The organism is Nonomuraea jiangxiensis, assembly GCF_900099965.1.
Classification (GTDB): Bacteria; Actinomycetota; Actinomycetes; order Streptosporangiales; family Streptosporangiaceae; genus Nonomuraea; species Nonomuraea jiangxiensis.
Window position 1 is genome coordinate 133,298 of record NZ_FNDJ01000013.1, and the last position, 13,258, is coordinate 146,555.

At 70.5% G+C, this 13,258-nt stretch carries 13 protein-coding genes and 1 pseudogene; 7 read left to right on the forward strand and 7 right to left on the reverse strand.

Going from position 1 to position 13,258, the window contains the following annotated elements:
* Positions 1–34 precede the first annotated feature (34 nt).
* The 3 genes and pseudogenes from BLS95_RS58125 to BLS95_RS27805 form a co-directional block, all read right to left on the reverse strand.
* Positions 35–418 (reverse strand): annotated as a pseudogene (locus BLS95_RS58125) (GtrA family protein); the annotation flags it as partial.
* The gene (locus BLS95_RS27800) at positions 415–1,149 is read right to left on the reverse strand and encodes a class I SAM-dependent methyltransferase (protein WP_090937421.1); all 735 of its coding nucleotides are present in this window, start codon (positions 1,147–1,149) and stop codon (positions 415–417) included. The gene BLS95_RS27800 and the pseudogene BLS95_RS58125, both read right to left, overlap by 4 nt.
* Positions 1,146–2,309: an NAD-dependent epimerase/dehydratase family protein gene (locus BLS95_RS27805; protein ID WP_090937424.1), complete on the reverse strand. Its 1,164-nt coding sequence runs from the start codon at positions 2,307–2,309 to the stop codon at positions 1,146–1,148. The genes BLS95_RS27800 and BLS95_RS27805 overlap by 4 nt, the downstream gene beginning before the upstream one ends.
* A gap of 410 nt (positions 2,310–2,719) precedes the next feature.
* Between BLS95_RS27805 and BLS95_RS27810 the strand changes: the two genes are divergently transcribed.
* Positions 2,720–3,583 carry a DMT family transporter gene (locus BLS95_RS27810; RefSeq protein WP_218136006.1) on the forward strand — a complete coding sequence of 288 codons (864 nt, stop codon included), beginning with the start codon at positions 2,720–2,722 and terminating at the stop codon, positions 3,581–3,583.
* A 123-nt stretch (positions 3,584–3,706) separates the two neighbouring features.
* On the opposite strand, the gene BLS95_RS54455 is transcribed toward BLS95_RS27810, so the two are convergent.
* On the reverse strand, positions 3,707–4,102 hold the full coding sequence (locus BLS95_RS54455; RefSeq protein ID WP_143043899.1) for a helix-turn-helix transcriptional regulator: 396 nt from the start codon (positions 4,100–4,102) through the stop codon (positions 3,707–3,709).
* Positions 4,103–4,333: 231 nt separating this feature from the next.
* On the opposite strand from BLS95_RS54455, the gene BLS95_RS27820 reads away from it, so the two are divergent.
* The 4 genes from BLS95_RS27820 (at position 4,334) to BLS95_RS27835 (ending at position 6,665) form a co-directional block, all read left to right on the forward strand.
* The gene (locus tag BLS95_RS27820; RefSeq protein ID WP_090937426.1) at positions 4,334–4,720 is read left to right on the forward strand and encodes an STAS domain-containing protein; all 387 of its coding nucleotides are present in this window, start codon (positions 4,334–4,336) and stop codon (positions 4,718–4,720) included.
* An 86-nt stretch (positions 4,721–4,806) separates the two neighbouring features.
* Positions 4,807–5,205, forward strand: a complete 399-nt coding sequence (locus BLS95_RS27825; protein WP_090937430.1) for an STAS domain-containing protein — start codon at positions 4,807–4,809, stop codon at positions 5,203–5,205.
* Between the two features lie 100 nt (positions 5,206–5,305).
* Positions 5,306–5,620, forward strand: a complete 315-nt coding sequence (locus BLS95_RS27830) for an ArsR/SmtB family transcription factor (protein WP_090937433.1) — start codon at positions 5,306–5,308, stop codon at positions 5,618–5,620.
* Between the two features lie 100 nt (positions 5,621–5,720).
* Entirely contained in the window at positions 5,721–6,665 is a 945-nt protein-coding gene (locus tag BLS95_RS27835; RefSeq protein ID WP_218136007.1) for a TIGR03620 family F420-dependent LLM class oxidoreductase, read from the forward strand.
* Here BLS95_RS27835 and BLS95_RS27840 read toward each other — a convergent pair.
* The 3 genes from BLS95_RS27840 to BLS95_RS27850 all read right to left on the reverse strand — a co-directional run bounded on the left by BLS95_RS27840 (position 6,662) and on the right by BLS95_RS27850 (position 9,591).
* The gene (locus BLS95_RS27840) at positions 6,662–6,958 is read right to left on the reverse strand and encodes a hypothetical protein (RefSeq protein WP_090937436.1); all 297 of its coding nucleotides are present in this window, start codon (positions 6,956–6,958) and stop codon (positions 6,662–6,664) included. The genes BLS95_RS27835 and BLS95_RS27840 overlap by 4 nt on opposite strands.
* Before the next feature lie 110 nt (positions 6,959–7,068).
* Positions 7,069–8,643, reverse strand: coding sequence for a sensor histidine kinase (locus BLS95_RS27845; protein WP_090937437.1), 1,575 nt, complete (start codon positions 8,641–8,643; stop codon positions 7,069–7,071).
* Positions 8,644–8,739: 96 nt separating this feature from the next.
* Entirely contained in the window at positions 8,740–9,591 is an 852-nt protein-coding gene (locus tag BLS95_RS27850) for a helix-turn-helix transcriptional regulator (protein ID WP_090937440.1), read from the reverse strand.
* A 298-nt stretch (positions 9,592–9,889) separates the two neighbouring features.
* On the opposite strand from BLS95_RS27850, the gene BLS95_RS27855 reads away from it, so the two are divergent.
* Both BLS95_RS27855 and BLS95_RS27860 read left to right on the forward strand, forming a co-directional pair.
* Complete coding sequence (locus BLS95_RS27855) at positions 9,890–11,533, forward strand: ABC-F family ATP-binding cassette domain-containing protein (protein WP_090937443.1); 1,644 nt, start codon at positions 9,890–9,892, stop codon at positions 11,531–11,533.
* A 126-nt stretch (positions 11,534–11,659) separates the two neighbouring features.
* Positions 11,660–13,222 (forward strand): choice-of-anchor I family protein, encoded by a 1,563-nt coding sequence (locus tag BLS95_RS27860; protein WP_090937447.1) that lies wholly within the window; start codon positions 11,660–11,662, stop codon positions 13,220–13,222.
* Positions 13,223–13,258: the final 36 nt, after the last annotated feature.

Here is a 13,258-nt window from a genome sequence, read left to right on the forward strand (position 1 = left end):
ACTTCGCGAAGAACAGCAGGCCATAGGTCCCGAGGAAGACGGCCCCCACGAACACCACGCGGGGGCCGTCCGTCGTGAACATCCGCTGCGCCATGCCGTCCGCCACCCCGGTGGCCCAGGACGAGAAGAGCAGCCCGACCACCGAGGTCAGCCAGAACGGCAGCAGCTCGCGCAGTGGCTTGGGCCGTCCGCGACGTCCCCAGGCCCACCACCGGCTGAGTGAGTAGTTCACGACGGAACCGACCGCCCAGGCGGCGATGCTGGCGCCCTGCGGGCTGAGCAGCTTCAGCCCGTAGCACGTCAGCAGCGTGACCTCGCTCACCACGGCCGAGATCACCGAGCCGACCGCGTAACGCCCGAAGATGCGCGCCACGGCGCTCTTCAGGAAATGCCGAAGATCGATCACAATGCCGGTCATTCCGCGCGGTTCGGCACCCGGATGACGCCCAGGACCGACTGGCCGAAGGGAATCGGCAGGACCCGGTCGAGCACCCGGGTGACGGGGACGATGACCCGGTCGTACAGGCCGACCGCCCCCGCCTTGGGCGAACCCGCCTTGCCCATACGCACCGCGGCCCACCAGGCGAGCCCGCCCAGCAGGTTGACCGGGCGGGCCAGCTCGACGTCGAGTCCGGCGCGTACGGCGGCGTCCCTGAGCGTGGCGGGGGTGTAGCGGCGGAAGTGCCCGACCTTGCGGTCGAACTCGCCGTACAGGCTCTGGTAGGCGGGCACCCACAGGACGATCGTGCCCCCCGGGGTGACCGAGCGGGCGAGGAGGGTCAGCACCGCCGCGTCGTCCTCGAAGTGCTCCAGCACGTTGATGGCGATCGCGGTCTCGACAGGACGGTCCAGGCAGGAGCCGCTGGCCAGATCGAACTGCGCCGCCTCGACCTCGCCGCGGTCGGCGAAGCGGGCCTTCATCACCTCGACGGCGTCGGGGTCGACGTCCGTGACCACGAGCCGGTCGAGGCCGGTGAACTGGCTGGCGAACTCGCCGAGCCCCGCCCCCACCTCCAGCACGCTGCGCCCGCAGTGCGGGGCGATCAGATCGTACTGGTAGCGGCGGTATCGGGGCTTGTCGGGGCCGCCGTCCTCCCGCTCCGCGGCACGGCCCGTGGCCCGGGCGAAGGCACCCTCCGCGGAGCTCACCGCGCCTCTCCCCCCAAAGCTCCTCGCCAGTTGACCCGCGGCTGCATGGCGCCCAGGTCGACCCGGTCAGCGTAGCGCTTGGTCACGTCGAACAGCGAGGTGATCAACGTGTCGGAGAGCAGGTGCGGCACGAGACCGAGCTCGACGAGGCCGCTGTGCACCACCTTGTAGTAGTGCTCCTCCTTCTCGACCCGGGGGTTGTCGAGGTTGCTGATGGTCGCCTCGCCGGGGTAGCTCTTCGCGACCGTCTCGGCGATGTCCGCGACCGACAGGGACTCGGTCATCTGGTTGAACACCCGGAACTCGCCGCGATCGGCGGGGTTCTCGCAGGCGAGCTGGATGCACCGGACGGTGTCCCGGATGTCGATGATCCCCCGGGTCTGGCCGCCCGTGCCGTAGACCGTGAGGGGGTGGCCGAGCACCGCCTGGACGACGAACCTGTTGAGCACCGTCCCGAACACCGAGTCGTAGTCGAACCTGGTGACCAGCCGGTCGTCCAGCATGGTCTCGGGGGTCTGCTGGCCGTACACGACGCCCTGGTTGAGGTCCGTGGCCCGGAGCCCCCAGATGCGGCAGGCGAACTCCATGTTGTGGCTGTCGTGGACCTTCGACAGGTGGTAGAAGGAGCCGGGGCGCTTGGGGTAGAGCATGCGGTCCTTACGGCCCTTGTGCTCGACCTCCAGCCAGCCTTCCTCGATGTCGATGTTGGGGGTGCCGTACTCGCCCATCGTGCCGAGCTTGACCAGGTGGATGTCGGGGTCGATCTCGGCGATCGCGTACAGCAGGTTGAGCGTGCCCACGACGTTGTTGACCTGCGTGTACACCGCGTGCTTGCGGTCGATCATCGAGTACGGCGCGGCCCGCTGCTCGGCGAAGTGCACCACCGCCTCGGGGGCGAAGTCGCGGATCATCTCGTAGGTGAAGTCCGCTTCGGTCAGGTCGCCCACGTAGGCCTTGATGGTCTTACCGGTCAGGTCCTGCCATGTCGAGATTCTGGTTTGCAGGGACTCGATCGGCACCAGGCTCTCGAAGCCGAGCTCGAAGTCGTACTGCCGCCGGACGAAGTTGTCGGCGACGGCGACGTCGTGACCGCACTGCGAGAGGTGCAGTGCGGTGGGCCAGCCGAGGTACCCGTCACCGCCGAGGACCAAGATCCGCATTTACCTAATTTCCTGACTGCTCTACGACAAGGTTCCGGACAAATCTTCCTGCATGCGCGGATGTCCTCACGCCCAGACGGAGAGTGGCTACCGCCCGCTGCAGGTAACCCACTCGTACCATATGGCAGGTTTGTATCTCTTCGTCTCCTAGGACTTCACAGCAGGTTGTGATGGAAGGCCGCTCCTTGACGTGATTTAGGGCGCACCCAACCGGATCCAGGTTCGAGCCGTTACAGATACGGCGTTTGGGGAAGGCCGCACCAGAGGGACTGCTCGGCCGTAAAGCTGTCGGGGAAGGTCTCTGACAATGGGCATGGGTGATCAAGGCATGGGGGGAAGCCTTCCTGCCCGGTGCTCATTCCTGTCGGGCGGGACCTCGGCGGGGGCCATCATTGATCATCGCAATCTCCTTGGGCGCGGCCTTGCTGCTCGGCCTCGGCTTCGTCGCTCAGCAGCATGCCGCTTACCGCGAGCCCCTTGAGGAGATGCTGCACGTACGCCTGCTGCTGAACCTCATGCACATGCCGACGTGGCTGGCCGGGTTCGGGCTGATGATCTGCGGGCAGATCCTCGGCGCCGTCGCGCTACGGGAGGCGGACGTGGCGGAGGTGGAGCCCCTCCTCGCGATGAACCTGCTGTTCGCCCTCACCGCCGCGCACCTGGTCTACAAGGAGCCGTTCGGCCGCATGCTGCAGCTCGGCGCGGTGCTGGTGAGCGGCGGCGTGGCGTTGTTCCTGTTCGCCGGGCGGCCACACGGCGGCCACCTACCCGACCCGATCTCTTCGCAGTGGCTCGCGGCGCTCCCGGCGGTCCTGGTCGCGACGGCGCTGGTCTCCCTCGGCCTGCGACGCTCGCTGAAGATCAAGGCGATGTCGCTGGCCGCCGCGGCCGGCGTGCTGTACGGGGTGCAGGACGTGCTGACCCGTAGTTCCCTCCTGACGCTGGACAGCGGGTTGAGCCTGCTCGGCCAGTGGCAGCCGTACGCGCTGCCGTGCGTGGCCGTGGTGGGGCTGCTGCTCAACCAGAGCGCGTTCGACGCCGCTCCGCTCCAGATCTCGCTGCCCGCGACCACGGCCGTCGAGCCGATCACCGGGATCGTGCTCGGAGCCGTGATCTTCTCCGAGCGGCTGCGAGTCAGCCCGGAGGCCCTCGCGGGCGAGGTGGCCGGCTTGGTGGCAATGGTGACGGGCACCATCATCCTCGGCCGGTCCCGGCTCCTGGCCAAGCCGGCGGATCGCGCTTCCCGGCGGCGGCGCGGGGTGGAGGAGCGGTGATCTCGGCGCTGCCGGGGCTGGGCGTCGGCCTGATCGTCTGGGGCGGTTTCCTGCTCGCCGGATCTCCCCCGATGCGTGCCCAGGCAGCGCCACGCGCTCCCGACGGGCGTGCCGGCACGGCGGTCAGCCGAGGCCGGGCACGGGCTCGGGATCGCGTAGCTCGGGTCGACCGGCGTACCCGACAGGGACCTCGCCTGCCTGATCGGCCTGGGGGGGCTCCTCGCGCCGGGTGAAGATGTCGGTCAGCAGGCTGATGGGCACGCCGGCCTCGGTGCGGTAGCGGAACTGCTGGTCCAGGTTGAGGCTGTAGCGGTTGCGGCGTCCGATGCGGTTACGGGCCAGGTAGCCGGCCTCGTACAGGTCGCGCACGATGTTCTGTGCGGTGCGCTCGGTGATGCCGATGCTGGCGGCGATGTCGCGCAGCCGGACGTCGGGGTCACGTGCGATCTCGATCAGGACCCGCGCGTGGTGGGTGAGGAAGGTCCAGGTGGACGCAGCGGGTGAGGAGTCATCAAACATGCCTACGGCTCTCTTCGCCTCTCTCCGTCCTGACCTGCGCAAGCCAGGCCGGCCAAACTTCTGACCCGATTCTAATGACGAAAAGTCTTTCGTGTAACCTGTTTCGCGTTTACTCTTTCTGCTGACAGCGGCCATCCGTCCGCCGTCTCCGCAGGCAACGACCAAGGGAAGGGGCCATGTCCATCACCGTCGCACAGCCGTCGCCGACCGGCTGATCCGAGGCGGAACCCCATGACTCCGCTGAGCCTGGACTGCAGTCGGCTGGCCGACGCAGTGCTGGTCACGGTGGCCGGCGAGCTGGACGCCACCAACGCCGACTGGTTCGAGTCCTTCGTCGAGCACAGCCGGCAGCCCGGCATACCGGTGCTGTTCGATCTGCACGGGCTGACCTTCATGGACAGCTGCGGCATGAACGTACTGTTGCGGCTCGCCGCGGCAGGGCCCGTACATCTGGCGGCGGTGCAGGCCATACCCGCCCGGGTGCTGCAGATCACCGGCATGTGGGCGATCCTGAACATCCATTCCAGCGTCGAGCAGGCCGTCACGGCGCTGAGCGACGCCGACCTTCGCGAGAACCCCCATGGAATCCATGAACCCGACCTGCCATCGGCCGGCTGACCTGCTGGGCAGCTCCGGCCCGGGCACGCCGCCCGCCTGTTCACCCGAGCCTGTCACCTTCGCGTAACTGATCCAAAAGGGGTTTCATGTCCGCGCTGCGCATGCACCACCAGCACTTCAACGGCGTGACCGTGATCACGCTCGCCGGAGAGATCGACCTGGCCGGCGCCCCGCGACTCAAGCACTTCATCGGCGAGGTCCGTCAGACACCCGCCGACATCCTGGTGTTCGACATGGCGGGGGTGACCTTCATGGACAGCAGCGGCCTGCGCCAGCTGCTGGACGCCTATACCTTCGCCCAGCGGCACGGCGGCGCCGTCCACCTGGCCGGGCTGCGCGGCTCACCGGCGCGCCTCATCGAGATCACCAGGGTCGGGGACCGGCTTCGCGTGCACCCCAGCACCGACGCCGCCCTCGCCGCCATCCTCGCCACGCCCGGCCGCCCGGCGGCCACGGATGACGAGCCCCACACCGCGGCGGCCTAGGCGCCGAGCGGCCGACGACGCCGGGTGGGGGGCAGTGATCGTCGTGGGGGGCTCGTATCGACATACTCCGAATCCTCGGTGACAACCTAGGATCTGGTTCATGACGGATTCGGAGCTGGTCGACGCGCTGCGGGCGCTGGCGAACCCGACGAGGTTGCGGCTGCTGTCGTGGTTGCGCGAGCCCGAGCGTCATTTCTCCCTGGACGGGGCCATCGCCGACCCGGTCGAGGTGGGGGTGTGCGTGAGCCACATCCAGGCGAAGGTGGGGCTCGCGCAGTCGACGGTGTCGGCTTACCTGGCCGAGCTGCAGCGGGCGGGGCTGGTGCGGGCCACGCGGGTGGGCAAGTGGACCCATTACAAGCGTGACGAGGAGCGCATCGCCCAGCTCGTCGCCACCCTGGGCCGGACCCTGTAGCGACACACCTGGTGCGCGATTGACCGCTTGGTTTGCTCAACATATCGACAATATGCGATATGTTGATGCGACTGAGACGGCAGAATGGCGGAGGCGTTCGGTGAGCGGCATCGATGGCATGGACCTGGGCACGTTCGGGATCTACACCTTTGACTTCGAGCACCAGCCGGCCGCGCGGCTGCGCGAGTCGGCCCGGGAGCTGGAGGAGCTGGGCTGGCAGGCGCTGTGGATCCCCGAGTTGCTCGGGCGGGAGGCGCTCACGCACGCCGGCTACCTGCTGGCCTGCACCGAGCGAATGAGCGTGGTCAACGGCATCGCGCAAATCTGGTCGCGCGGGGCCCGGTGGACCTACGGCGCCGCCCTCCTGCTCGCCGACGCCTACCCCGACCGGCACCTGCTCGGCCTCGGGTTCGGCGGCGAAGAACGGCCCGAGACCAAGCCGCTGGCGGCCATGGCCCGCTATCTCGACGAGCTGGACGCGATCGAGACGGTCAATCCCCTGCCCCGAGCGCCGATGCGCCGGATTCTGGCCGCGTACGGACCCAAGATGCTCGCACTGGCCCGCGACCGCGCCGCCGGAGCCCAGACCTATCACGTCAACGTCGCGCACACCGCGCAGGCGCGGGAGGTCCTCGGCCCGGAGGCGTTCCTGGCAGTCGAGCACCCGGTGCTGTTCGAGTCCGACCCGGTCAAGGCCCGCGCGGTGGCGCGCGAGCACCTGCGCCCCTATCTCGCCACTCCGTACAACGTGGCGAAGTTCCGCCGCCTGGGCTACTCGGAGCAGGAGATCGCGGGCGGCGGCGGAGACCGGCTGGTCGACGACTTCGTGTTCTGGGGCGACCTGGACACCATCGTGCGGAAACTGCACGGCCATGTCGAGGCCGGGGCCGACCACGTCGCCGTGCAGGTGATCGGGGTCGAGCCGGGCGAGTCGGCCATGCCCCACTGGCGCCGCCTCGCCGGCGCACTCCTGCCCCCGCGCGCGAACAGTCCCACTCGCGGCCGGCCGCGGGTACCGGCGTCATCGCCCGACCCGGATCGCTAGCGCACCGGGATGCCGAGCTCGCGCCCGACGTAGAAGCCCTCCCGCTCCTGGACGACGTAGGGGGCCATGGCGGCCCGGCGGCGGGTCTCGCTCTCGGAGCCGCGCCAGGAGTCACACGACTCCCTCTTGTCCCAGAAGGACACCCCGGTGATCTCCAGCCCGTCCTCGGACCAGTACGCGTACGCCTGGAGCAGCCCTTCCGGGTACGGCTCCGGGCGCCAGGCCCGCTCGAACTCCTCCAACGTGCCCGGCTTGATGCGGCGCGTCGTCACCCAGACGAAGTGGTCCCTCATCTCAGCCTCCTCTGCGACGCCGATTCGGCCTTGTGGCGCTCTCCCTCCACCATAGGCGCACGGCGTGGACCACCGATTCCCGGGGGCCGGGTGTCGAACGGGTGTTCGTTTCAGCTCCGCGCACCCTGCGCGTGCTCGCCGTCCTGCATCGGTACGTGGGCGGCGGGCCGCGCCGGGTCGGGGACCGTGCCGACCGGCGGGTCGATCTGGGGGATGCGCAGGACGAACCGGGCGCCCTTCGGCGAGTCCTCCAGGGTCAGGGTGCCCCGGTGGCCTGCGGCGATGTCGCGGGTGATGGCCAGCCCGAGGCCGCTGCCGCCGCCGTCGAGGCGGCGCCCGTCGTCGAGCCGGGTGTAGCGCTCGAAGACGCGCTGGCGGTCGCCCGGCGCGATGCCGGGACCGTCGTCGGTGACCGCGATGACGGCCTGGCCCCCGGCCGTCGTGAGCGTGACGTCGACGCCGGTGGCGGCGTGGCGGCGGGCGTTGCCGACCAGGTTGGCCAGGGCGCGGATGAGCTGGATGCGCGAGCCGCGAACCCACACGTCGCCGTCCACGTGCAGCCGGACCGGGACGAACCGGCCGATCGGCTTGGCGAGCCCGTCGGTCCGGTCCAGCGCACCCATGTACGTCCCGCCGCCACGCGGGCCCTTGCGCGTGCGGAGACCGGCGTCGGCGGCGACGGTGGTGGCAATCTTGGTCCGGGCCACGATCCTGACGCGCGGGTCGCCGTTGACCTGGGCGGTCTCCTGGGTGAGGAGCTGGGTGAGGTTGATGACCTCGTGGGATGCGGGGTCGTTGCCGGCGCGGAGACGGGCCTGGGCCAGCAGATCGTCGATGATCGCGTCCATGCGGTCGGTCGTGCTCAGAGCGCTACGCAGGGTGAGCCGGGTGTCGGTGTCCTCGGGATGGTCCAGGGCGTCCTCCAGCTGGGCACGTAGCCCGGCCAGGGGGTTGCGCAGCTCGTGGGAGGTGGTGGCGGCGAAGCGGCGCTGCTGGGCGACGGCCTCGTCCAGCCGGGCGAGGGTACGGTTCGCGGTACGGACGAGATCGGCGACCTCCTCGTCACCGGGCGGCACGGGCATGCGGCGGCTCAGGTCGTTGACGGAGATCTGGGCCATGTGGGTGCGGATGGCCGCCACCGGGCGCAGGGCCCGGCCGATGGCCGTCCAGGTGATGATCCCGGCACCGGCGGCCAGGGCGAGGGCCACGGCGGCCAGCAGGTATTCGAGGTAGTGCTCGCGGAGCAGGGCGGGCACGGCCATCCCGGCCAGCACGACGGGGGCGGACGGCGCCGGGTCGGTACGGACGGCGACGATCATCCGCTGGTCTCCCGGCATGAATCTCACCGGGTCGTCGGGAGCGGGGCGAACGTGGGTGAGCGCGGGCCGGCCGCGGGCGGTGGCGCTGGCGGCCAGCACGTCGCCCCGGGTGCCGACGATCTGGACCAGGTCGATGTCGCCGGAGGCGGGCAGCGGGTCGGGCAGCGTCTGGGGCGGCACGGTACGGGCGGCGGCACTCCACTGGTCGGCCACGAGCTCGGCCTGGACGAAGGCGTAATCGGACAGGGCGTGGCGGATGGCCAGCGACGCGGCGCCGCCGAGTGCCCCCAGGACGGCCAGGGCCAGCAACGACGCGGCCAGGGTGGAACGCCCGCGGAGGGATCGAGGGTAGTGGATCGCAGTCACGGTTTTCCTCTCGCCAGAGGCCAAGGAAGCCAGGAAGTCATGGAGGTGGGGTGCGCGGCCGTACGGCGCGCTCGTCGGTGGGTGGAGCCGCGGCGCTCAGGGCGCTGTGGCGGCGAGGCTGCCCAGGAGGGCGAGTGCGTGCTCGGAAGGGCTGCCGGGTTCGGCCTGGAAGACGACGATCTGATGGCTGGGAAAGCGCTCCACGCCGAACACGTCGCAGGTGAGGGTGATCTCGCCGACCTCGCGATGGCGCAGGCGCCTGACCTTGTGGGCGTCGTCGGCCGGAGTCCCCCGGTGGCAGGGGTCGCTCTGCTGGTAGAGCCCGCCGACCAGCGCGGCCAGGACGGGATGGTGCGGGACGGCGCGCACGGCCCGCGAGGCTTCCTCGGCACCGGCGAGGTGATCGCGTTCCGGGGCCGGCTCGCGTTCCGAAGCCGGGGCCGGCTCGCGTTCCGAGGCCGGGGCCGGCTCGCGTTCCGGGGCTGGGGTCGGCGAGTCCGAGGGCGGTGAGGCCGGGGGCGGGGGGCCGAGTAGGGCGTCGGTGTCTTCCAGGCCGTCCAGCAGTGCGGTGCCCAGGTGGTTGGCGGCCAGCAGGCTCATCCGGCGGTCGCAGAGCAGCGCGGGCGTGTCGGTCCAGCTGTCGATCAGCCACCGCAGGCACGCGCTGACCCCCGCGTTCCGCTCCGGCAGAGGGTGCGACAGCGGGCCGGCCAGGGCCCGCATCCGTTCGGTGACATCGGGGCTCAGCTCCAGCACCCGAACCAGGGAGCCGAGGATGCGTTCCGAGGGGCGGAACTCCGTGCCGTTCTCCGGCCGGGTGCAGGAGTCGGTGCTGATCCCGGCCAGCACGGCGACCTCCTCCCTGCCCGGTTCGCTGGAGTAGCGGACGGGTGCGAGGGTCTCGCGCCAGGTCCGGAGGAAGTCGCCGAGAAGCTTGCTGCTGTCCATTTCGTCACCGTACGACGGATTTTTCCGGACAAGGTGACCGCGTGACTCCTACGCACGCCACAACCCGGCGAGGCCGGAGCACCGGACTCGTCCGGTATCGTGGCGGGCGCATGTGATCGGAGTCAGGGAGATCCAGACATGGTGGGTGACGACGACATCTCCGGGTGATACCCGGACGTGATCGGCCTTCGGCGGGCGCGTGAGGCGCAGCCGCTGTGGCCGTTTCGTCGTTCCCCGAATCCATGTCCCCGTGCCGGGCGGCTTTTGCGCGCCCGGTGTCGCTTATGAGGTCTCTGGCATGTCCGACGCGTTCATCATCTGCTCCAACCTGTCGTTTTCCTGGCCCGACGACACCCCGGTCTTCGAGGACCTGTCCTGCACCGTGGGCGCGGGCCGTACCGGCCTGATCGCGCCGAACGGCGCGGGCAAGAGCACGTTGCTCAAGCTGGTGGCCGGGCGGCTGCGGCCCACCGGCGGCACCGTGTCGGTCCAGGGGGTGCTCGGCTACCTGCCGCAGAGCCTGCCCTTCGACGGCGATCTGAGCGTGGCCGAGGTGCTGGGCATCGCCCCCGTGATCCGCGCGCTGGACGCCATCGAGGCCGGTGACACCAACGAAGAACACTTCACCACGATCGGCAACGACTGGGACATCGAGGAGCGCACCCGCGCCCAGCTCGACCGCCTCGACCTGGCCGAGCTCGCCTTCACCCGGCGGCTGTCCACGCTCAGCGGCGGCCAGGTCGTCACCCTCGGCCTGGCCGCCCAGCTGCTCAGGCAGCCCGATGTGCTGCTGCTGGACGAGCCGACCAACAACCTGGACCTGGCGGCGCGGCGCCGGCTGACCGCCGTGCTCGACGACTGGGCCGGGTGCCTGCTGCTCGTCAGCCACGACCGTACGCTGCTGGACCGGATGGACCGCATCGCCGAGCTCGACCACGGCGAGGTCCGCTACTACGGCGGGAACTTCACCGCCTACCAGGAGGCGGTACGGGCCGAGCAGGAGGCCGCCGAGAGGACCGTCCGCCACGCCGAGCAGGAGGTCAAGCGGGAGAAGCGGGAGCTGCAGCAGGCTCGCGAGCGGGCCGCGCGCCGGGCGAGCACCGCCGCGCGCAACCTGAGCAACGCCGGCCTGCCCAAGATCGTCGCCGGCGGACTGCAACGGCGGGCCCAGGAGTCGGCGGGCAAGGCCCAGGAGACCCACGCCGCCCGCGTCGGCCAGGCCCAGGCCAAGCTGCGGGAGGCCGGCCGGGCGCTGCGCGACGAGCAGCAGATCGTGCTGGACCTGCCCGGCACCCACGTCCCGGCGGGCCGCACGCTCTTCACCGGCGAGGGTCTGCTGGCCCGGTACGGCGAGCGCGACCTGTTCGCCGGCCCCGGAGTGGACCTGGTGATCCGGGGCCCCGAGCGGATCGCGCTGACCGGTTCCAACGGCGCGGGAAAATCCACCCTGCTACGCCTGATCGAGGGCACCCTGGCCCCGGCGGCGGGGCGGGCCAGGCGCGCCGAGGGCCGGGTGGCCTACCTGTCGCAGCGGCTGGACCTGCTCGACCTCGACCGCAGCGTGGCCGGCAACCTGGCCGCGTTCGCCCCCGGCATGCTCCCGGCCGATCGGATGAACCTGCTGGCCCGGTTCCTCTTCCGGGGCTCCGCCGCGCACCTGCCGGTCGGCGTGCTGTCGGGCGGCGAGCGGTTGCGCGCCACGCTGGCCTGCGTCCTGTGCGCCGAGCCCGCGCCGCAGTTGCTGCTGCTCGACGAGCCCACCAACAACCTCGACCTGGCCGGGGTCGCCTGGCTGGAGGGTGCGCTGGCCGCCTACGAGGGCGCGTTCGTGGTGGTCAGCCATGACGAGCGGTTCCTGGCGGAGATCAACGTGAACCGCCGGCTGACCCTGTCCGACGGCCTGCTCCGGGAAACCGGCGCCCCGGCGGTCGAGGACACGTGAACCACCGGCCCGGCCCACGCGGGAGGTGAGCCGGGCTCGAGAAGTCACGGAGTCGCAAGTTCCGGTTCAGGTGCTGATCATCTGAGCGACGCGAAGTGGTAATGAAATATCGTGACACTCCGCCCCATGCGAACCAGCACTCCGCTTTGTCTGGCGGCGGCGAGCCTGTCAGTGCTCGCCCTCCTCCCCGCCACCCCCGCCGCCGCCGACCACGGACGCTCCGAGATCGAGCTGTCCCTGCTCGGCCGGTACACCGCCGGCGCCGTCGGGGTCGGAGCGGCGGAGATCACCGCGTACGACGCCAAGACCCGGCGCGTCTTCGTCGTCAACGCGGAGCAGGGCACGGTGGACGTGCTCGACCTCCGGAACCCGCGCGACCCGCGCAAGGTCGCCTCCCTCACCACGCCCGGCGCCAACAGCGTGGCCGTGCACGACGGCCTGCTGGCGGTCGCGCAGCAGGCGGAGAACAAGACGGCCGCCGGCAGCGTCGCGTTCTTCGACACCCGCACCGCCAGGAAGCTGCGCCAGGTCCAGGTGGGCGCGCTGCCCGACATGCTGACCTTCACCGAGGACGGACGCCAGGTCGTCGTGGCGAACGAGGGCGAGGCCGCCTCCTACTGCGAGGGCGCGGTGGACGACCCCGAGGGCTCGATCAGCGTCATCGACGTGCGGCGCGGCACCGTGCGCACGGCCGGGTTCCAGGCCTGGAACGGCAAGGAGGACCGGCTGCGCGCCAAGGGCGTGCGGATCAGCGGGCCGGGGTCGAGCGCCGCGCAGGACCTGGAGCCGGAGTACATCACCACGGAGAAGGGCACCGCCTGGGTCACGCTGCAGGAGAACAACGCGCTGGCCATCGTGGACCTCGACCGGGCCGTGGTCCGCGACATCGTGCCGCTCGGGCTGAAGGACAACTCGCGGCCCGGCAACGAGCTGGACGCCTCCGACCGGGACGGCAAGATCGACATCCGTACGCACCCGGTCAAGAGCGCCTACATGCCCGACTCGATCACCCACCTCCGCGACCGCGGCCGGACGTACCTGGTGACCGCCAACGAGGGTGACAGCCGCGATTGGGAGTGCCACACCGATGAGGTGCGGGTCAAGGACATGGAGCTGTCGCCGTCGGCGTTCCCGGACGCGGCCGCCCTGCGGAAGGACGCCGAGCTCGGCCGGCTGACCGTGCTGTCGGACTCCCCCAAGGACGCCGAGGGCAAGTACACCGAGCTGCGGGTGTTCGGCGGCCGGTCGATCTCGGTGCGCGCCGCCGACGGTTCGCTGGTCTGGGACTCCGGCAGCGAGCTGGAGCGGCTGATCGCCGATGAGCTGCCCGAGCAGTTCAACTTCGACAACGAGGAGAACGACTCCTTCGACTCCCGCAGCGACAACAAGGGCCCCGAGCCGGAGGGCGTGACCATCGGCGAGGTACGCGGCCGCACGTACGCGTTCGTGGGCCTGGAGCGGGTCGGCGGCGTCGTCGCGTACGACCTGTCCGACCCCCGCCACCCCAAGCAGGCCGGTTACGTCAACACCCGCGACTTCGCCGGCGACGTCGAGGCCGGCACGGCCGGAGACGTCGGCCCGGAGGGTGTGCTGTTCATCGACGCGCATGACAGCCCCACCCGCTCCCCGCTGCTGGTGGTCGGCAACGAGGTGAGCGGCACCACCGCCGTGTACGAGATCAAGTCCTGAGCAGTCGCCCCTAAAAGAATTTGCCAGGCGCAGGGC